Source organism: Nonomuraea sp. NPDC049695 (assembly GCF_040674955.1).
Taxonomy (GTDB): Bacteria; Actinomycetota; Actinomycetes; order Streptosporangiales; family Streptosporangiaceae; genus Nonomuraea; species Nonomuraea helvata.
This window is the reverse complement of sequence record NZ_JBFANV010000012.1, coordinates 141,910-161,609: the sequence shown is the minus strand read 5'-3', so window position 1 is coordinate 161,609 and position 19,700 is coordinate 141,910. Positions and strand designations below refer to the sequence as shown.

Annotated in this window: 19 protein-coding genes; 8 read left to right on the top strand and 11 right to left on the bottom strand. The window is 70.0% G+C overall.

All coding sequences use genetic code 11. The features are described 5' to 3' along the window. Window positions 1-10 precede the first annotated feature (10 nt). From AB0J64_RS14090 to AB0J64_RS14075, 4 genes are all read left to right on the top strand, one after another. Window positions 11-583, top strand: a complete 573-nt coding sequence (locus AB0J64_RS14090; protein WP_364025726.1) for a helix-turn-helix domain-containing protein — start codon at window positions 11-13, stop codon at window positions 581-583. Further along, complete coding sequence (locus AB0J64_RS14085) at window positions 580-1,872, top strand: MFS transporter (protein ID WP_364025723.1); 1,293 nt, start codon at window positions 580-582, stop codon at window positions 1,870-1,872. Before AB0J64_RS14090 ends, AB0J64_RS14085 begins: the two co-directional genes overlap by 4 nt. A 14-nt stretch (window positions 1,873-1,886) precedes the next feature. Continuing rightward, the gene (locus tag AB0J64_RS14080) at window positions 1,887-2,879 is read left to right on the top strand and encodes an aldo/keto reductase (RefSeq protein ID WP_364025720.1); all 993 of its coding nucleotides are present in this window, start codon (window positions 1,887-1,889) and stop codon (window positions 2,877-2,879) included. Window positions 2,880-2,951: 72 nt separating this feature from the next. Further along, the gene (locus tag AB0J64_RS14075) at window positions 2,952-3,524 is read left to right on the top strand and encodes a DUF664 domain-containing protein (RefSeq protein ID WP_364025717.1); all 573 of its coding nucleotides are present in this window, start codon (window positions 2,952-2,954) and stop codon (window positions 3,522-3,524) included. A gap of 152 nt (window positions 3,525-3,676) precedes the next feature. Here AB0J64_RS14075 and AB0J64_RS14070 read toward each other — a convergent pair whose 3' ends face one another. The 4 genes from AB0J64_RS14070 to AB0J64_RS14055 all read right to left on the bottom strand — a co-directional run bounded on the left by AB0J64_RS14070 (window position 3,677) and on the right by AB0J64_RS14055 (window position 7,374). Continuing rightward, entirely contained in the window at window positions 3,677-5,557 is a 1,881-nt protein-coding gene (locus AB0J64_RS14070) for a potassium transporter TrkA (protein ID WP_364025714.1), read from the bottom strand. 163 nt (window positions 5,558-5,720) lie between these two features. Then, window positions 5,721-6,134, bottom strand: coding sequence for a VOC family protein (locus AB0J64_RS14065; protein WP_364025711.1), 414 nt, complete (start codon window positions 6,132-6,134; stop codon window positions 5,721-5,723). A gap of 98 nt (window positions 6,135-6,232) precedes the next feature. Next, the gene (locus AB0J64_RS14060) at window positions 6,233-6,859 is read right to left on the bottom strand and encodes an NAD(P)H-binding protein (protein WP_364025708.1); all 627 of its coding nucleotides are present in this window, start codon (window positions 6,857-6,859) and stop codon (window positions 6,233-6,235) included. Window positions 6,860-6,921: 62 nt separating this feature from the next. Further along, window positions 6,922-7,374: an SgcJ/EcaC family oxidoreductase gene (locus AB0J64_RS14055; RefSeq protein ID WP_364025705.1), complete on the bottom strand. Its 453-nt coding sequence runs from the start codon at window positions 7,372-7,374 to the stop codon at window positions 6,922-6,924. 92 nt (window positions 7,375-7,466) lie between these two features. On the opposite strand from AB0J64_RS14055, the gene AB0J64_RS14050 reads away from it, so the two are divergent. The 3 genes from AB0J64_RS14050 (at window position 7,467) to AB0J64_RS14040 (ending at window position 10,418) form a co-directional block, all read left to right on the top strand. Then, a complete protein-coding gene (locus AB0J64_RS14050) occupies window positions 7,467-7,928 on the top strand; it encodes a MarR family transcriptional regulator (protein WP_364025702.1) in 462 nt (153 codons plus the stop codon). Window positions 7,929-8,069: 141 nt separating this feature from the next. Next, window positions 8,070-8,804, top strand: coding sequence for a hypothetical protein (locus AB0J64_RS14045; protein WP_364025699.1), 735 nt, complete (start codon window positions 8,070-8,072; stop codon window positions 8,802-8,804). 75 nt (window positions 8,805-8,879) lie between these two features. After that, window positions 8,880-10,418 (top strand): protein kinase, encoded by a 1,539-nt coding sequence (locus AB0J64_RS14040; RefSeq protein WP_364025696.1) that lies wholly within the window; start codon window positions 8,880-8,882, stop codon window positions 10,416-10,418. A gap of 21 nt (window positions 10,419-10,439) precedes the next feature. Here AB0J64_RS14040 and AB0J64_RS14035 read toward each other — a convergent pair whose 3' ends face one another. Further along, window positions 10,440-11,249 (bottom strand): NAD(P)H-binding protein, encoded by an 810-nt coding sequence (locus tag AB0J64_RS14035; protein WP_364025693.1) that lies wholly within the window; start codon window positions 11,247-11,249, stop codon window positions 10,440-10,442. 86 nt (window positions 11,250-11,335) lie between these two features. Between AB0J64_RS14035 and AB0J64_RS14030 the strand changes: the two genes are divergently transcribed. Continuing rightward, window positions 11,336-12,235 (top strand): AraC family transcriptional regulator, encoded by a 900-nt coding sequence (locus tag AB0J64_RS14030; protein ID WP_364025691.1) that lies wholly within the window; start codon window positions 11,336-11,338, stop codon window positions 12,233-12,235. Here the strand turns inward: AB0J64_RS14030 and AB0J64_RS14025 are convergent. The 6 genes from AB0J64_RS14025 to AB0J64_RS14000 form a co-directional block, all read right to left on the bottom strand. Then, window positions 12,202-14,238, bottom strand: a complete 2,037-nt coding sequence (locus AB0J64_RS14025; RefSeq protein ID WP_364025688.1) for a WD40 repeat domain-containing serine/threonine protein kinase — start codon at window positions 14,236-14,238, stop codon at window positions 12,202-12,204. The two genes, AB0J64_RS14030 and AB0J64_RS14025, sit on opposite strands and share 34 nt — an antisense overlap. A gap of 12 nt (window positions 14,239-14,250) precedes the next feature. Beyond that, window positions 14,251-14,493, bottom strand: coding sequence for a hypothetical protein (locus tag AB0J64_RS14020; RefSeq protein WP_364025685.1), 243 nt, complete (start codon window positions 14,491-14,493; stop codon window positions 14,251-14,253). Between the two features lie 20 nt (window positions 14,494-14,513). Continuing rightward, window positions 14,514-14,855 carry a hypothetical protein gene (locus AB0J64_RS14015; protein WP_364025683.1) on the bottom strand — a complete coding sequence of 114 codons (342 nt, stop codon included), beginning with the start codon at window positions 14,853-14,855 and terminating at the stop codon, window positions 14,514-14,516. Between the two features lie 522 nt (window positions 14,856-15,377). Continuing rightward, complete coding sequence (locus tag AB0J64_RS14010) at window positions 15,378-16,508, bottom strand: DUF2207 domain-containing protein (RefSeq protein WP_364025680.1); 1,131 nt, start codon at window positions 16,506-16,508, stop codon at window positions 15,378-15,380. A gap of 93 nt (window positions 16,509-16,601) precedes the next feature. Further along, complete coding sequence (locus AB0J64_RS14005) at window positions 16,602-18,908, bottom strand: ABC transporter permease (RefSeq protein WP_364025776.1); 2,307 nt, start codon at window positions 18,906-18,908, stop codon at window positions 16,602-16,604. After that, window positions 18,908-19,639, bottom strand: a complete 732-nt coding sequence (locus tag AB0J64_RS14000; protein ID WP_364025677.1) for an ABC transporter ATP-binding protein — start codon at window positions 19,637-19,639, stop codon at window positions 18,908-18,910. Before AB0J64_RS14000 ends, AB0J64_RS14005 begins: the two co-directional genes overlap by 1 nt. Window positions 19,640-19,700 lie beyond the last annotated feature (61 nt).

Below are 19,700 nucleotides of genomic sequence, written 5' to 3'. Positions count from 1 at the left end.
GCTCCTCGCCATGCCCGACGACCAGCCTGGGATCATCGACTCGCGAGTCCTGGCAGCCATGGCGCACCCGGTGCGCCGCCGCCTCCTCGACCTGCTGAAACTCGACGGCCCCGCCACCGCCAGCACCCTGTCAGAACAGACCGGGGAAGCCGTCGGCAACGTCAGCCACCACCTGCGCGCCCTGGCAGCCGCCGGGCTGATCGAGGAGGTGCCGGAGCTGGCCCGCGACCGGCGCGAGCGCTGGTGGCGTCGGACCACTCCCACGCTCTGCTGGTCCTCCACCGATTTCGCCGGCGACGCCGCAGGGGAGGCGGTGGCTCGGGCCGTCGAATCGCTCAACCTGGAGCGGCAGACCGGCCACGTGCGCCGCTGGGCGGACCAGCCCCAGTCCGAGCAGGAACGCTGGCCGCTCGGGCCGTTCTCGACCGAGGCCTGGATCCGCGTCACCGACGAAGAACTGGCCGAATACGCCGCCGAGCTCAAAGCCGTGATGAACAAGTGGGCAGAGCGCCAACTGCCCGACGACGGCCGGGAACGCGGCACCGTCTTCACCTTCGCCCGCGCAGTGCCCGGCCGACCGTGACGATCACAGAGGAGACCCGTTTCGGGCTGCTGCGCCGGCGCGACTTCCGGCTGCTGTGGATCGGGGAGAGCATCAGCAGCCTGGGCAGCTCCGTCACCGGCGTAGCGCTGCCCCTGGTCGCGGTGACCGTGCTGGACACGCCGCCGTTCGCGGTCGGCGGGCTGGCGGCGGCCGCCTGGCTGCCCTGGCTGCTCGTCGGCCTGCCTGCGGGTGTCTGGGTGGACCGCCTCCCCCGCCGCCCCGTGATGCTGGCCGCCGACTGCGTGTCGATGGCGGCCTTCCTCAGCGTTCCGATCGCCGCCGCTCTCGGCCGTCTGACGATCGGCCAGCTGATCGTGGTCGCGCTGGTCGCGGGGACCGCCAAGGTGTTCTTCGCCACCGCGTACCGCGCCTACCTGCCGTTCCTGGTGGACGGGTCCGACCTGCTGGAGGCCAACGCCAAACTCCAGGGCAGCGAGCAGGTGGCGAACCTGGCCGGGCCCGGTCTCGCCGGGCTGCTCGCCCAGTTCTTCTCGGCTGTCGGCAGCCTGGTCGCCGACGCCGCCAGCTTCGCCGTCTCGGCCATCTGCCTTGCCCGCATCGAACGGCGCGAAGCCCACACCCCCAAGCCCCGCCGACGCCTCCGCACCGAGATCCGCGACGGCATTCTCCTGGGCGCCCGCGATCCGCTGCTTCGCGGCAACACGTTGTACGGCTGCGCGGCCAACCTCGCGCTGACCGGCTACACGTCGTTGACCGTGCTCTTCCTGGTGGACGGCGTCGGGATCGGCGCGGGCGAGACCGGCCTGCTGATCGCGGCCACCGGCCTGGGCGGCATCGTCGGCGCCATGGTGGCGCGGCCGATGGCGGCACGGTTCGGCAGCGCGCGGGCCGTTCTGCTCGGCAAAGCCGGCCTGGCCCCCGCCGGCCTGATGATCCCGTTGGCGGATCGCGGAGCCGGGCTGACGCTGTTCGTGCTGGGCGGCGTGTTGATCGTCGCGGGGGTCGTAGCAGGAAACGTGGTCTTCTCCGGTTTCATCCAGACGTACGTGCCGGGCGAACTGATGGGCCGGGTGACCTCCAGCGTGCAGCTGGTCAACTTCGGCGCGATGCCGCTCGGGGGCGTCCTGGCCGGCGCACTGGCCGAGGCGTTCACCGTCCGCACGGCGTTGTGGGTGATGCTGATCGGGTTCGCGCTGAGCGGCCTGATCCTCCTCGCCAGTCCTCTGCGCCGCCTGCGTGATCTGCCGCCCGGCCGGCTGGACACCCGCCCCGTGACCCATGTCGGCTCTCCGCATTCCCTGAATTAAGAGAGGACCCCCCAATGAAGTACCGCACGATCGGCAGTGATCCGAAGACCCGCCGTGATGTCAGCGTGCTCAGCCTTGGCGCGATGCTGTTCGGCACCGCCACCGACGAGACGACGTCGTTCGCCATCCTCGACCGGTTCGTCGAGGCCGGCGGCAACTTCATCGACACCGCCAACAACTACGCGTACTGGATCAACGGCACTCAGGGCGGAGAGAGCGAGGCGCTGCTCGGACGCTGGCGCCGCAGTCGCGGCGTTGAGGATGAGATCGTCATCGCCACCAAACTCGGAGGGCGGCCCAACGCTCCGGCGAGCACCCTCAGCCACGACCTTGAGGGCTTGTCCGCGCAGGTCATCCGGGAATCTTCGGAGCGGAGCAGGGAACGGCTCGGCGTGGACAAGCTGGACCTCCTGTACGCACATGCCTACATCGAAGGTTCCAGCGTGCCGCTGGAGGAGACCGTCGAGGCTTTCGCAGGTCTGGTCGAGGAAGGCACTGTGGGCCTCCTCGGGGCGAGTAACCACTGGGCCTGGCGACTCGAGCGGGCCCGGAGCCTGGCGGCCGCGGCCGGGCTGCCCGGCTATGAGGTCCTGCAGTATCACCACACCTACCTACGTCCGCGCACCGATCTGCCGACACTGCGGTCCAAGGACGGCAACCTGGGCGTGGTCAGCGGAAACCTGCTCAGTTACCTCAGGGCCGAGCCCGGACTCTCGCTGGTCGCGTACTCGCCCCTGCTGGGCGGCGGTTACGTCCGCCAGGACAAGCCGCTCGGCGCGGCGTTCGACCACGCGGGCACACCTGTGCGTCTGGCTGCGCTGCGGGAGGTGGCGCAGGAGACCGGAGCGACCGTCAACCAGGTGGTGCTGGCCTGGCTCATGGGCGGCGAGATCCCGGTGATCCCACTGGTCGGTGCCTCCTCGGTGGAGCAACTGAACGAGAGCCTGGCAGCCGTGGACCTGGAGTTGACGGCGGAACAGCGGGCGAAACTGGACGCCGCGCACTGAACAGGCACGACCCGAGGTGATCGCTCGCGCTTCCGGAAGCAGAACGTCCGGAATGGACTCTACGGTGGCGCCATGACCAACAGCGATTACTGGTGGGAACCGCCCCTCGCCGGCACCGAGGCCGAGCACCTCATCGGTGCGCTCGACCGCCTGCGCACGACGTTCCGCTGGAAGACCGACAACCTCGACGCGGCCGGGCTGCGGACCCGCATCGGTGCCTCCTCGCTGACGCTCGGCGGCCTGCTCAAGCACCTCGCGCGCGCCGAGGATCAGATGTTCAGCACCAAACTCAGCGGCGCGCCGATGGGCGCGCCGTGGGACACCGCGGACTGGGGCGCCGACCCCGACTGGGACTTCAACTCGGCCGCCGATGACGCCCCCGAGGACCTTTACGCGCTCTGGGACGCCACCGTGGAGCGGTCGCGGGCGAGGTTGGACGCGGCCCTGGCCGCCGGCGGACTCGACCAGCTCGTCCACCTCGCCTACGCCGACGGACGCCATTTCAGCCTGCGCCGGCTGCTCTGCGACCTGATCGAGGAGTACGGACGCCACACCGGACACGCCGACCTGCTCCGCGAGGCCGTGGACGGGGTCGTCGGCGAGGACCCACCGCCTGGATGGCACGCGAAGTCCAATCGGCCGTGAACAGTCTGGAAGGGCGGACAGCAGTTGCAGGATGCCGGCGAGGGTGACGGTGCCGGGACGGGTGCGGGTTTCGGAGTTCGTCATGGTGAGAACGATCGCGCCCTCGCCTGGCACGGCACTGATACGCCGTGACAGCGGGAACCGCTGACGGGTCAGTTCTCGGCGAGCACGATGACCAGGTCGCGGGGGCCGAGGGTGACCGGCTCGGATTTGCCGGGATTGAGGACGACGCCGTAGTTCGGCGGGGAGGTGGATTCGACCTGCAGGCGGTAGCCGATGGCGGTCTCGCCGCGCATCCGGGCCGAGGCGACGAGGGTGGCGAAGCTGACCGTGACCCCGGGCTGGACGTAGTCGGTCGCGGGCTTGAGGTAGATCTCCGAGCCGTCGGAGTCGAACAGGTAGCGGAAGACCGCGCCCAGGTGCGGGTTCTCCGAGAGCTGCGTCATCAGCAGGCTGATCAGCTTGTCGCTGACCACGAAGTCGTCGGCCTTGGTCACCTGGGCCAGGCGGCGGTTGCGGTCGTCGTTCATCTCGCTGACGATCGGGAAGCGCTGTCCCGTACGCGAGGCGAGGTCACGCAGGTGCAGCAGCGTCACCAGCGTGCGCGAGTCGGCGTGCTGCCCCTCCAGCCGGTCGTCGGCCAGCACGATGATGTGGTCGAACACGCCCGGCTCCAGCGCCTCCAGAGTGATCCGGGAGGTGGTGTCGCACTCCTTGACGTTGACGGCCAGGTTGCGCAGGCCGACCTTCAGCTGTGCCAGGTGGTCGTCGTCCTCCATGACGTCGGCCGCGATGTTCAGCGTGGAGCCGGGCGCCACGTACTGGTCCATCTCGGCGACGATCTTCGGGGCTCGGCTGTTCCAGCCGATCAGCAGCGTGCGCTCCGGAGGTGCGGGCTGGCGGACGGGGTGGGCGATCGCCTGTTGGACGACGGGTGGGAAGCTGCGTACCAGCCGGATCGTGGAGTCGTCCTCGGCCACCACGATCATCTCGTCGCTCTGCTGGATCTCGGTGTTCATCGGCGGGTTCAGCACCACGGACCCGTCCCCGCGCCGGATCCCGATCAGGGAGGCGGTCTCGTACGCGAACAGCGCCTCCCCGTACGGGAATCCGGTCAGCTTGGGCTCGGGACGCATGTAGATCTCGTCGCCGCCGAAGTCCAGGAGGTCGGTGCAGACCACCGACAGCCCGGACTGGCGGGAGGTCTGCACGATGAGCCGTGAGGCGATGTCGTCGGTGTCGACCACCTGCGCGTGCCCGCCGCCGGCCAGCTCGGCCGCCACCAGGTTGTCGGTGTCGGTGACCGAGGCGATGATCGGCGGGCGCCGCCTGCGCCAGTTGCGGTTGGTCAGCCCCAGCAGCGTCTTGATGACGTGCGCGTCCGAATCCTCACCCTGCGGGGACAGCACGATGATGGAGCGGGCGGTGTCCAGGCTGAGCAGGTCGAGATCGGTCGGCTCGATGGGGCTGCCGCTGCGTACGACGATGCGGGTCTTGCCGGTGTCCCCGACCCGGGCGCGCAGCTCCTCCTCCATCTCCAGCTTGTCGCGATCGCCCAGGATGGCGATGCAGGATCTGGACTCGCTCGCGTTGGCCTCGACCAGCTCGGGGATGATGGTGAAGATCTGGTCGGACCAGCCGATCAGCGCCGTGTGCCCGGACTCGACGATGCGGGAACGGCCCTTGCGCAGATCGGTCAGCTTGTTGTCCAGGCCGGTGGTGAGCACACCGACCAGGCTGGAGACGATGAGCAGGCCGCCGATCGTGATGGCGAACCCGAGGACGGTGAAGACGGGGCTGCTGGCCTCGTTGTCGGCCGCCATGGTGCCCGCGTCCATCGCCCGCATGAGACTGCCCCACAGCGCGTCGTACCAGCTGTGGTGCACATCGTCGTCGGCGAAGGCCACGGACAGGACCGCGAACACCACGACCATGACGACGGTGACCAGTGCGAGCCAGCCGATGAGGGCGGGCGTGCCCCTCGACATGCTGTTGTCGAACCAGTAACGCAGACGTTCTCGACGTGTGGCCATGACCACCCTGTCCTCTCGGCCCGGGCCACCTGGGGATCTACTCGGTGAACGCTGGAGCTGAGAGCCGGGGGGAGGTGACCAAGGGATGCGCGGATATTAACACTTGCAACAATTGTCGCTTTGGTCCTTGCCCGTCGCTTGCATTTTCCTTGAAAAGCATCGATCAGGTCCGCGCCTGGCTGATGTTGACCATCCACGGCACGCCGAACTTGTCGACGCACATGCCGAACTCGTCGCCCCAGGCCTGCTTCTGCATGGGCATCGTGATGGTCCCGCCCGCGGACAGCTTCTCCCAGTATCCGCGCAGGAGATCGGCGTCGTCGCCGCTGAGGCTCAGCGAGGAGCCGGCCATGGGCTGGAATTCCATGTCGCCGGTGACGTCGCTGGCCATGATCGTGTAGCCGGCGTCGGTCTCCAGCATCGCGTGCATGGTCCGGTCGGCGTCCGGTGAGTCCGTGGCGCCGAACTCGGCGAACGTGTTGATGACCAGGTTTCCGCCGAACACGTCCGCGTAGAACTCCATCGCCTGACGGGCGTTGCCGTTGAACGTGAGGTACGGGTTGAGTCGTGAGGACATGACTTCTCCTGGAACTACGGTCGTACCAGCGAGTTCTTCCCAGGCTACGTCGGGGAACGGCCAGGAACGGTCGTCTGCTGCCTTGGCGCAGGTCAAGCTCATGAGGAGACGGCGACGGGGCGGCCGAAGGTCAGCGGGTCGTCGAGATGGTCGACGATGAAGGCGGCCAGGTCGGCGCGGGAGGTCCGAGTGCCGAGGCGCTCGGACGCTCCGAGGGAGACGCGGGGGCGGCCGGTGCCCGGCCGGTCGGTCAGGCCGGTCGGCCGCACGGCCGTCCAGCTGAGGCTGGTCCCGGCGAGCAGGCGCTCCATGCGGTTCATGTCGGCGTACGGGTGACGCATGACGTGGTGCAGGACGCGGCCGAAGAGGCGGGCGGTCGGTCCGGCGTCGGCGGGGGTGGCCAGACCGGCCGAAGAGATCACGACGAGCCGGGCGTCCGGGGGCAGCGCCCCGATGATCGCGGCCGTGCCGGCCGAGTAGAGGGTGGTCGGGCCCCTCCCGGTCGAGCCGAGGGCGGAGACCACGATGTCGTGTCCGGCCAGCGCCGCGCGTAAGCGGGCGGGGTCCATCACGTCGGCGGCGCGGCGGGTGAGGTGGGGGTGGTCGAGGCCGAGGGCTTCGGGGTGGCGGGCGACGGCGGTGACGGCATGTCCGGCCGCCAGGGCGCGTTCGACGACGAGGCGTCCGGTGCGCCCGGTGGCGGCGACGACGGCGAGCGAAGTCATGTGGGGTCTTCCGTGGGCGTTGAGGCGTGGGCGTTGAGAAGTGGGCGTCCAGGCGTGGGCGTTCAGGCGTGGGCGGCGGCGGGCTTGCTGGCAGGCTGGAACTTGAAGGAGATGGCTTCCATGACCGCCTGGTGCTTGGTGTTCTGGAAGGCGGCGATCTTCCACTCGCCGTCCGCCTGGCGGGTCAGGGTGTAGGTCTGGATCTTGTGGAGCTTGCCGGGCCTGCCCTTGTAGGTGTCACCGCGGGTGATGACCAGGGCGGTGTCGGGGCCGGTGAAGCGGATGCTGACGGTCTGGCCGGCCAGTTTGGTGCCCTTGACAAAGCTGTCGAACAGCGCCTGGTGGGCGTCGCCGATCTCCTGGGCGCCGATGTACAGGGTGCCGACGTAGGTGATGTAGGTGGCGTCGGCGGTGAACAGCGCGCCGTAGGCGGCGCCGTCGCCGCGCTCCCAGGCGTCGGCCAGGCGGTCGAGCACGGCGGTGACGGCGGCGGTGTCAGCGGTACGAGCGTTCATGGTTCTAGCCCTCTCATGATAGCTTCTTAGAGGAAGTTGATTCCTTGAGGATTTATCTTCTCTGAGGAAGAGATTAAGCCGGAGGGCGGAACGTGTCAACACCCGAGAACGCCGGTGCGGTCTACCGGCGGTACCTGAGCGCCGTCATGCTGCACGGCCACGCCAGCGCCAAGGCCGTCGACCTGGGCGCGACCGACCTGTACGCGCTGAACATCCTGAGCCTGAGCGGGGCGCTGACCCCCGGCGAGCTCGGCCGCCGCACAGGCCTGACCACCGGCCCCACCACCCGGCTGATCGACCGCCTGGAGCAGGCCGGATACGTCCGCCGCGTCCCCGATCCCGGCGACCGCCGCAAGGTCATCGTCGAACCGATCGCCACCCCGTCGGGCCTGGACGAGGTCCTCGCTCCCGCCCGCGACAGGATCGCCGCGATCATCCAGCAGTACTCCCCCGAGCAGCGCAGCGTCCTGTTCGACTACTTCGCCAACGCCGCCACCGCCTACCAGGAGGCCGCCGACGAACTCCGTGGCCGCACAGCAGCCGAGTCTGACTGAGCGAGGACGTCACCGCGATGGCGCGCCGCCTCATCGTGAGCACCCCTGGCGACGACGGCCGGCGTACGGTCCTGCGCCACTCCTGAACCGGCGAGGGATCTTCCACGTTTCCGGGATATGCGCCTTCTCTGCACCTTTCTGGTGACAGCTGTTTCGATGCTGCCGGCCATCGGCCACCCCGCCTCTGCCGAGGCCGCCCGGCCCGGCGAGAGGCCGGACAACCGTCAGGTGGTCGCGTTGCTGTGGGATTCGGGGGGCTACGTCCGGCCCGGGTTCAAGGAGATCGATCCGCCCGAGATCATCGTCTACGGGAGCGGCCTGGCGGTCGCCGACGCCGACCGCCGGTTGCGGCTGACGTCCGCCGATGTGAGCACCCTCGTCCGGTCGCTCAGGAAAGACCTGAAGAACCAGCCTTCGACCCCCACTCCGAGCGGACCCAGGATCTACGACGCCACTACGGCGACCCTCGGTGTCTGGACCGGCGGCCGTACCCTGCGTACGGTCGACGCCTACGCCCTCAGCCGTGATTACTCCGGCAGCAAGCGCTACCCCGACGCCCTCTACCACGCGCAGCAGACCCTGACCACGCTCGCCGACCGGGTGCGCCGCGAAGGAACCGGCTACAGCGCCGACCGGGTACGACTGGTGGCCGAGCGCTCGTCCGAGCGGAAGGCGGATGCGCCGTGGCCGTCCTCGATCCGGGAGCCTGCGAAGGGAGAGACGGGCGTCCTGGTCAGGAAGCTGACGGGCCGCCAGGCGAAAGCGGTGATCCGGTCCGTCAAGCGGGTCAAGGGGCCGGGAGGGTGGCCGCTCTATCGAGACAGCCACGGCCAGGTCTACGCCGTGACCTGGCGGTTCCTCCTGCCGTCGGAGTAATACGCCTACAGATCAGGATTTATCCCGTTAGGGTGCGGAAGGTCCGTCCCGGCCGTCACAGGAGTAACTTCACTCATGCCGAACGCCGAACCCCTGCGCCCAGGAGACCCCCAGACGATCGCGGCCTATCGGATCGTCGGGCGGCTCGGCGAGGGCGGCCAGGGCATCGTCTACCTCGGCCAGGCACCGGACGGCCGGCCGGTGGCGGTCAAGGTGCTGCGGCAGTCCGTCGGCGCCGGCGACCACTTCGCCAAGGAGATTGATGCCGCCCGGCGCGTGGAGCCGTTCTGCATCGCCCAGGTGCTCGACGCGTCGATGGGCACGCGCCCGTACATCGTCAGCGAGTACGTCGAAGGGCCCTCGCTGGCGCAGACGGGCCGCTATTGCGGCGCCGACCTGCAACGTCTGGCCGTCAGCACGGCCACGGCGCTGGCCGCCATCCACCGGGCGGGCATCGTGCACCGCGACTTCAAGCCCGCCAACGTGCTGCTCGGACGCGACGGGCCGCGCGTCATCGACTTCGGCATCGCGCGCGTCGCCGACTCCGCGGTCACCGTCACCAGCAGTGTCGTCGGTACGCCCGCGTACATGGCCCCCGAGCAGTTGGCGGGCGCGTACATCGGCCCGGCCGCGGACGTCTTCGCCTGGGCTTCCGTCATGGTGTTCGCGGGGACGGGCACGCCCCCGTTCGGCGACGATTCGCTGCCCGCGGTCATCAACCGGGTCCTGAACCACGAGCCGTTCCTGGGCGACCTGCCGGAGCCGCTGCGCTCGATCGTGTACGCCTGCCTGGCCAAGGACCCCGGCGCCCGCCCGCAGATGCAGGACGTCCTGCTCCGCCTGCTCGGCGGCCAGCGGTCCCCCTCCGCCGGCACACCGGGGCAGCACGCCGCACCCACCCCCTGGCACGCTCCGGCAGGCGGCGGGTCCCCCACCCTTCCACCGCGGCGCACGGCACTGCGCTTCCCGCTGATCGCCGGCGTCTCCGGAGCGGTCGCCGTGTGCCTGGCGGCCGGCGTCGTCGTCTGGAACGCCTCGGTGAACAGGGATCCGAACCCGGCGGCGCTGGCGGCCGGCTCCAGCGAGCCGTCCCCCTCCGCCACCAAGCACAGAAGGACCGTGGCGCCCAAGAAGACGCGGACCCCGACGGTCACGCCGAAGAGCACGCGCCCGCGCCCCACCTCCTCGCCGACACAGCAACGCACGACCGCCCGGCCCACGCGGACGCCGACGCCGACGCCGACGAAGAAGCCGGCCACGACCCGCCCGTCGCCCACCGCGAACAGGACCAGGGCCGCCTCGTTCAGCCTCTCCTACGTACGGGTCGCCGGCTCGTCGAAGATCAACCAGGAGGGCGTCACCTGTTACTCGGGCTCGCTGAGCTTCGGCGTCGGACTGGACTCGTCCCAGATGGGCGCCCCGTTCTCCTACCAGTGGCTGGTCGACGGCCAGGTGATCGAGAGCGGCTCCAGGCGGATCCCGTCCTACGGCAAGAGCGACTATTTCGGCTCGAAGAAGCTGATCACGCCCGAGCTCGGGTCCAGGCACACGGTCGTCTTCCAGCTCACCTCGCCGGTACGGAAGGCGAAGTCAACCTCGTGGACCATGTGCTGACGCGGGCCTCGCCGGTGCGGCTCAGCCCGAGGCCCAGGCCCGGGCGGCGTAGTCCTCGAAGCTGATGGGCGGGCGGCCCAGCACGTGCTGGACCCCGTCGGTGGGCCCCGCCAGACGACCCTCACGGAGCAGGGCGAACAGGGCGCCCAGCTCGTCGGCCACCTCCTCGGCAAGTCCTTCGGCGAGCAGTTCGGCCCGGTACTCCTCGGGAGTCAGCTCCACGTACTCCACGGCTCGGCCGGACGCCTGCCCGATGACCCGCACGGCCTCGCCGAACGTCAGTCCGCGCGGCCCCGACAGCTCGTAGACCCGCCCGTTGTGGCGGCCGTCCCCGGTCAGCACGCGTGCCGCGACCGCGGCGATGTCATGGACGTCGACGAACGGCTCCGGCATGTCTCCGACCGGCAGCGCCAGCCGTCCTTCCAGCAGCGGCGCATGCCACAGGTCCTCGGAGAAGTTCTGGTTGAAGTTGTTCGCCCGCAGAATCGTCCATTCCGCGCCCGATTCGCGTACCGCCTCCTCGGCGGCCGTCATCCCCCGCCAGTACGTGTCACCGGCGTGCTCGAGCCCCCGCCCTGACAGCACCACGAACCGTTCCACCCGTTCGGCTCGCTTGACGAAGTCGCGTACGGCGGCGGGGTCCTCAGGTGCGACCAGGTACACCGCGTCCGCCCCTGACAGCACGCCCTCCCACGTGGCCGGATCGAACCAGTCGAAACGCACCTCACTGGAACGGGACGCCGGCCGCACCCGCCTGCCCTCCGCGCGCAGCAGCTCCACCACACGACGGCCTGTCTTGCCCGTCGCACCGAGAATCACGATGTCGTTCATGAGCAACAGCCAACCGGGCCGGCGATCCGGCGACCATGGCCACGCGTACGCGGGACCTTTCCGATCGTCCGGTTATGGTGAGGCCCGTGGATCCGTTCGATGACCTCCTGCACGGCGTACGCGGCGAAGGCTCCGTCTTCGGCGCGTCGGTGCTGTCGCCGCCGTGGGCACTCAAGTTCACCGACCAGGCGTCACTCACGCTCTGCGTGCCCCTGCGCGGCGAGGGCTGGATCATCCGCGACGGCGATGCCCGGCGGCTGAGGGAGGGCGAGGCGGCCATCGTCCGGGGACCGGAGCCGTTCGTGTTCTCCGACACCGAAGCACCGCGGGTCGTCACCGATGCCCGGCACGGGGGTGACGCCACCGGCGAGACGGTCCTGCTGGTCGGCGCCTACATGATCAACGGCGAGGTGGCGCGGCGGCTGGTGCGGATCCTGCCGTCCCTGATCGTGCTGCCCGAGGACGCCGACTGCGCCGGCATGCGCGCCTATCTGGAAGCGCAGCTCGTGGCCTGCCGTCCCGGCCGCCAGATCGTACTCGACCGCCTGCTCGACTGGCTGCTGGTGTGCACGCTGCGCGACTGGTTCGACCGGCCGGAGGCCGAAGCGCCCGGGTGGTACGCCGCGCTCAGTGACGACGTGGTCGGTGCCGCCCTGCGTGCCATCCACGACGACCCCTCCCGGCCGTGGACGATCGCCTCGCTCGCGGCAGTCGCGAACGTCTCGCGCACCACCCTGGCCGGCCGCTTCACCAAGCTGGTCGGCGAGCCGCCCTTGACCTATCTGACCGGCTGGCGCATGGCGCTGGCCGCCGACCTGCTCGACGAGCCCGGCGCGACGGTCGCCTCGGTCGCCCGCCGCGTCGGGTACGCCGACGCCTTCGGCTTCAGCTCGGCCTTCAAACGCATTCACGGCAGCAGCCCCAACGCGTACCGGCGGCTGGGGCACGTAGGTCAGGAGCCGTGGGGAGGATTGTCCGTGAAATGAGCGGTCACTTTCAGCTCTTGCGGCACTTCCATCAGCCTGCGGACCAGCTTGCCGTCGAAGTCCATGACCTGCAGCTCGGTGTTGGTCGCGTTGTCCCACTCCCAGCAGTACAGCCGCGTCTCGTCGTACCAGCCGAGCACCTTGTCGCAGTCGGAGGAGAACTTGCGGATCTGCCTGCCGGTGGCGGTGTCCCAGAGGCAGGTCTCCCCGTCGCGGCCCCGGGGGCATTCGGTCACGAACGTCCTGCCCGAGGGCGAGAAGATGTCCCTGGCGTCGGACCGTAACGAGCCCACCCCCGGCAGGTCCCGCGTGGGCCTGCCGGAGACGTCGAAGAAGCGCAGCCCCTCGTCCTTGCCGTAGACGATGGCCACGCCCTGCTCGTTGCCGTCCCAGGCGAAGTCTGAGCCGCGGATCGAGTCGTCGGCCACGTTCACCACGCCGACCTTGCTCTGGGCCAGGTCGCCCGCCGCCACCTCGACGACGGCGAAGCCCACCGTGACCCAGTCTTTCTTGATCTTCTTGTTGACGTTCAGCAGGATCCTGGTGCCGTCCTTCGACCAGGCGCGGATGGGGCTGTCCAGCGGCTTGCGCACGGTCTTGACCCGGAAACTGGATCCCGCCACCCGGTCGGCGATGAGGATCGAGTCGTAGCCGTCCGAGGTGTAATCCTCCGGCCTTCCCGCCAGATAACGCCCGTTGGGCGAGACCCGCGACTCCAGGTTGCCGGGATATTTCACGAACTTGCCGTGCAGTGACTCCCTCGCATAGTCGACGCGGTCATCGATCTTCTTGTCGTAGATCTCGTACGCCGTCAGCGTCTTCGGGGCGGACGGGTATTCGTAGAGGGTGAGCGAGCCGCCGGGGAGCGTGGTCTTGACGGGCCCGGCGGGAGTCGAGGGCGGCGGCGTCCGAGTCGGCTCCTTCGGCGTCGTGGCCGTGGGTCCGGTGGACCCGCCGGCCATGGGCGTGCGCTTCGACAGCGCCACGGCCGCGACCATCCCGGAGGCGAAAAGGAGCACGGCGGCCAGAGCGGCCGCGCCGATGATGATCGGCTTGCGCGCCGGCCGGGGAGCGGCCTGCTCGCTTCGCTCCTCGGAAATTTCCGGCGGGTTCCACGTGGTGCCGGAGAATCCCTGCTCCTCTGGAGGGTCGGGAGCAGGCGGATTCCAGGTGGCGCCCTGGTCGGAGCCGGTGGACGGGTTCCGCAGCAGCCGCATGATCACTTCTCTGGCGGTCGGCCGCTGTGCCGGATCCTTGGCGAGGCACTCCCGCACCACGTCGAGGAGCGGCCCGTCGAGCGAGCCCAGACGGGGCGCGTTGTTGAGCACCCGGGCCCACACCGCGTGCGGCACGTCGTTGCCGAACGGCGCCCGCCCGCAGGACGCGAAGACCATCGTGCCGGCCCAGGAGAACATGTCCGCCGCGGGCCCGACCGCATGCCCCAGCACCTGCTCGGGAGACATGTACGCAGGCGTCCCGATCTGCGTGCTGCTGGTCATCGTGGCGGGACTCAGCTCCCGCGCGATGCCGAAGTCGATCACGCGCGGCCCGTCGGCGGCGATGATGACGTTGGCCGGCTTGAAGTCCCGGTGCACGACGCCGGCCGCGTGGATCGCGGCCAGCGCCGACGCGGTGTTGATGGCCAGCCAGTCCAGCGCCGAGCCGCTGCGCGGGCCCTCGTTCCGAACGACCCGCGCCAGAGAGGGCCCCTCGACGAACTCGCTCATGATGTACGGACGGTCGTGCTCGACGCCCGTGCTCAGCACGGCCGCGGTGCAGAACCGCGCCACCTGCTGCGCGATCCGCGCCTCGCGCAGGAACCGCTCGACGCTCTTCTCGTCGTCGGACTGGTCGAGCCGCAGCCACTTGACGGCCACGTGCGCGCCCATGGGGGTCTCGGCCAGATAGACGACGCCCTGCCCGCCCTCGCCCAGCCTGCCAAGGAGCTTCAGGCCGGCCAGCCTCCCGGGATCACCGGGTATGAGCGGCGCGCAGGATGGCATGGGCCAATTGTGTCAGCAGGCTCGCTTGGCGACGCTCTTTCGCTCGATGAAGCACTGGAAGCCGTTGGCGAAGTTCGATCCTCCGTGGACGTTGTTGCTCTTCGGAGAGTTCTTCGCGAACGAGAAGTTGCCGCTGTTCACCTGCCGGCCCTTGCTCCAGTAGTTTCCGCTGTTCCAGGAGTTGCCGCCGTCCCGGTGAGCTGCGTGCGGCATCGACATCGCGGTCGTCGCGAACATCAGCCCGAGATAGCCCACGACCGCTCCGGCCCTGCGTATCACCGGTCACCCAGCCACTGGGAGCCATTGGCGGTGTTGCCGCCATTGATGGTGTTGTTGCTGGCGGTGGAGCCGTTGGCATTCGAGAAGTTACCGCTGTTGATGGGATCTCCATCATTGTGGTAGTTGCCGCTGTTGGTGGAGTTTCCGGAGTTTGCCGGGCCGTTGACGCACGTCGTCGGCGAATTGGGCGCCGGCGAATTGTAGCTGACCAGTCGATTGCCGCAGAAAACGCTGGGAAGCGCGCTGACCACGGAGCCGAGGTCCGCGCCGAACAGGCCGGCGAGCAGGGAGTGCGCGCGGGGCGGCGTGGAGGCCGACGCGGTGTTCGCGGCCAGCATTGCGCTGAATCCCATTACGGCTATTACGGCGATCCGTATGAATGCCCTCAACGTTCCCCCCGAGAATCATGACGACACGACCCCCAGACGATAGCACCGAGTAACCGGCAATTACGGATGGCAATCGCGCCGCGGAGTCAATGTTCCCCCGCGACGGTGAAAAGGCGAGCGCCGCCTCCTGGCGTACGGTGGAGGCGGCGCTCGCTAACTACCATCCCGGGTAGTTGTCTCAGCGACCCTTGGACGGGATGCGCCTGGGTGGCGCGACCGGGCGTTGCGGCATCCTGGGCATTTGCCGTGGCGCGGGCAACTCGGGCCGGTTCTTCTTCTTGGCTGAACGAACTCGCATAAGGAAGCTCCTCTACGTAACTCGCGACGCGGCTCATGGAGGCCGCTCGACATGCACAGCTGCCGCGTCTGGGTGGACTGGTGCGGTTTCGCTGCTGAGTGCGAATTACAGGTAAAGGCGCATGTCCGTAACCGTATGGGCTTGCCGAAACCCGGCGCAACCGAATTAACGGCTCACCAGGCCCCGCCGCCGCCGTCGCTGGAGCTGCTGCCGGAGCTGCCCGAGTCGGAGCTGCCCGAACTGCCGGAGTCAGAGCTGCTGGAGCCGCCGAAGTCGTAACTACTGGAGCTGCTGGAGCTGTCGGAACCGCTGCTCCAGGTGTGCGAGTGGTAGGTGTGCCGGTGATACGAGCGCGGGCGTGACGTCCCGGAGGACCACCCTCCCGCTCGCCCGGCCCTGGCCAGCAGGGACACCACGGCGATGATCAGGATCAGCACGAACAGGATGCCCGTCCAGCCGGTGGACCCCGTGGACGGGGAGCCGGTGTCGGCGAACGACTCAGGCAGCCCGTGGTCCTCCTCCACCACGGAGCCCTCCAGCACGCACTCAGAGGTCGTGGCCGCCTCGGGCACGCTCTTCTCGAGCTTGGCCAGCCTGGCCGCGCCGGTCCCCTTCTGAGGGGTCACGTCGGTCAGCTGGGCCGTGGGGAAGGCCAGGTCGAGCGAGACGGGATGCCCGGCGGCCACGTCCCGGGCGGTGCCGGTGACGGTCCGCCGGTCCTTGGAGAGTGCGGGCTTGAAGCCGCTGTCCGAGCGCCCGTACGCCCGGTACTGCTCGTGGCCGCCCTTGGCGGCTCGCGGCAGCCGTACCGAGACCCGCAGTTGGCCCAGCTCGCCCTTCCAGCCGCTGCCCCAGAGTGGGAGGTGCAGGAACGCGTGCTTCTTGTACGCCGTGACCGCGCTCTTCAGCGTGTACGCCAGCCGGAACGTGTGCGTGCTCCCGGGTTCGGCGGAGAAGTACCAGACCACCCGATGCGGCCCGTCCGTGCAGTCGCCCTCCGCGAACGTCTCCCCAGGACGCTCCACGTTCAGCTCCGGCGTCCCCTCGGCACGGTACCGGGCCTTGCCCTCGCCGACCGCGACGCTCTCCACCTCGGCCCCGCCCAGGCGCGGGATGTCGACGTAGGCCCCGTGGCCGGCGGCCGAGAACCGGAACGTGTGGTCCTCGACCACCTTCACCGTGCCGTCGCGGTTCACCGTGGCGGTGATGACCGTCCTGGGCAGCGTGTAGGACGGTGCGGCGGCCGCGGCCGGCACGGGTGCCAGCACGAGGCCCAAACCCAACGCGATCAGCATTCGCCGCATGTGCAACCCCGTGACAGTAGGCGTATTTCCTCAAGCTTGCGCCGAATTCCTTTCACGTTGCTGGATATTCACCTGATTCGGGCATTCCGCCCTTCACTCGCGCGCCCCGAGCGCGTCGGCCGGTCGGGGTCGCAGTGCGAACCTGGCCGGGATCGCCGTGGCCGCCAGCGCCAGCCCCGCCACGGCGGCGACCACAGCGAGATAGGCGAGCGGCGGCACGTACGGCAGCGCCGACCCCGTCATCCCCATGCTGAAGGCCGCCAGCGTGACCAGCGAGATCGCCGTCCCGACGACCACGGCGACGGCCAGCGCCGTCAGCGTCTCCGCGCGCAGCATCCGCGCCGCCTGCCGCCGCGTGGTGCCCACGATCCGCAGCAGGGCGAGCTCGCGGGACCGGGCCAGGGTGGACATGGCCAACGTGTTGACCACGGCGATGGCGCAGAAGGCGATGATCAGCCCCATGGCGACGTACGCGACCGCCGCGTCGGCCCCGCCGCCCGAGGCCTGGGCGAGCACGGCCCCCGCGGGAAGCGCCCCGCCTGCCACCAGGAGCGTGCCACGGACGTCGTCCACGTGGCCCGCGACGAGCCCGCGTGACAGGGTCAGGTCGCCGAAGCCCAGGCCACGGGAGTAGATCGCGGCGATCCGCACCTCGGCAGGAGTGCCGTCGCCGAGCACCAGCGAGACCTGGTCGCCCACGCCCACGTCCAGCCGCGAGGCCGCGGTGCGGCTGATCGCCGCCGACGTGTCGCTCAGCCCGTCCAGAGAGCCCGCCACCACGCCCAGGTCCATCGTCTGCTCCAGGCCGTCGAGGGTGACGGCCTGCGCCTCGTACTTCTCGAGGTCGATCCTGACCGAGGTGTGCAGCACCTCGGTCACGGCGCGCACGCCGGGCGTCCGGCGGACGGCGGCCACGGACGCGCCCGGGGCGAGCACGTGGTCGGCCTTGACGCCCGCGGTCACCTCACCCTGTGCGGCGTGTCCCATGGTGGTCTGCACGAACAGGATCGTGCACGTCATCGCCGTCATCAGGGTCAACGGTGTGATCACCGAGGCCAGCCGCCCGGTCCCGGCGCGCAGGCTCTTCCGCGCCAGGTAGCCCGCCACGCCGGGCGCCCGCAGCGGCAGCGCCGTCACCGCTCGTGCGATCGCCGGTCCCAGCAGGGCGACCGCGATCGTCCACAGCAGCGCGGTCAGCATGGTGACCGGGGTGGACGCCGCCTCCGTGGACAGGTTGGACAGCACGATCGTCACCGCCACCCCGCCGGCGAGCGCGAGCAGGCCCGCGATCAGCCGGACGGGCGCGAGTGAGCCGGCGGGCAGCGCCGTCTCTCCCAGCGCCTCCACCGGCCTGATCCTCGTGGTACGGCGGGCGGAGACGCGGGCCGCCACCCACGCGGCCGCCAGAGTGGTCAGCACCGCGACGATCGCCGGGAACGGACTGACGACCAGCCGCAGGTTCGGGGGGATGGCGCTCAGTTCGACGAACCTGTCCCGCAGCCAGAACCCCAGCAGGATCCCGCCCCCGGAGCCGAGCACCCCGGCGGCCACGCTGACGATCAGGGCCTCGTCGCCGATGAGCTTCCTGGCCTGCCGTGGCAGGGCGCCGACGGCCCGCAGCAGGGCGATCTCGCGCCGGCGCTGCTGCATGGAGAGCGCGAACGTGCCCACCACGACGAGGATCGCCACCAGCAGCGAGGTGCCGCCGAGCGCGCCGCCCAGGCTGACGAGCTTCACCCGGGCGCCCTCCGCCTCGGGGAACTCGACCGCGCCGCGCTCGTCGCCGGTGTAGGTAAGCGCGCCCTGAACGGTGACGTGCAGGGCGGGCCAGACGCCGATCGCCGTGACCAGGCCGTCGCGTCCCGCCAGGCGGCGGGCCTCGCCGGTGGCGAAGAAGAGCGTGTCCTGGCCGGGCAGCGCCTGCGCGGTCACTCCCACGACGCGGTAGCCGGGGACCGTCCGCCCGGAGTGGCGGGCGTCCACGACCACCTCGTTCGCGGCCCTGGGGGCGCGCCCTTTGGCGAGCGTGAACGGGGTGAGCGCGGCGGACTCCCACCCGTGGGCGGTGAACCCGGCGTAGGGGAAGGTCACCTCGGTCACCGCCTTCGTGACACCGGGGACGCGCCGGATCTGCTCGGCGAGCGAGGCGGGGATCCATCTGCGCTCCGACAGGAGCTTGGCCTTCTCCTTGCCGCTCTCCTTGAGCTGTCTGACGTACTGGTCGCCCGCCACGATCACGGGGGCGCCGGCGTACCGCTCGGGCGCCACCTCACCACGCAGGCCGGTCTCCAGCAGCATCCCGCACGCGGTCACCAGCGCGGCCGCGCACAGCAGGGCCACGAACGCGCCGGCGAAGCCGGCCTTGCGGTGCCTGAGCGTCCTCAACGCGAGGGAGATCATCACTTCCACGCCCCCAGCCGGGTCATGCGCTCGGCCACCTTCTCGGCGGTCGGGGCGGTCATCGCGTCCACGATCCGCCCGTCGGCCAGGAAGAGCACGGTGTCGGCGTAGGAGGCGGCCACCGGGTCGTGGGTGACCATCACCACGGTCTGGCCGAGCGCCGAGACCACCTCCCGCAGCAGCGTCAGCACGTCGCGGGCGGTCATGGTGTCCAGCGCGCCGGTCGGCTCGTCGCCGAACACCACCTCCGGCCTGGTCACCAGCGCCCTGGCGATCGCCACCCGCTGCTGCTGGCCGCCGGAGAGCTGGGCCGGACGGTGGTCGGCACGCCCTCCCAGGCCCACCCTGTGCACGACCTCCTCCAGCCAGGCTCCGTCGACGCGGGCGCCCGCCAGCTTGAGCGGCAGCGTGATGTTCTCCGTCACGGTCAGCGCGGAGACCAGGTTGAACGCCTGGAACACGAAGCCGATGCGCCGCCGCCTCAGCTCGGTCAGCGCGTTCTCGTCCATGCCGGTCAGGTCGGCGCCGCCCAGCCGTACCGCCCCCGAGCTGGGGACGTCGAGACCGGCCGCACAATGCAGGAACGTGCTCTTGCCCGAGCCCGAGGGTCCCATGACGGCGGTGAAGGTCCCCCGGGGGATGCCGACCGACACCTCGCGCAGGGCGGCGACCGCGCTCTGGCCCCTGCCGTACACCTTGCTCACCGCGTCCAACCGCACTGCTTCTGTCATGGGACCAAGCCTGCTGATCTGCGCTTTCACCCACCAGAGAGCCGGTCACGACCCCGCCATG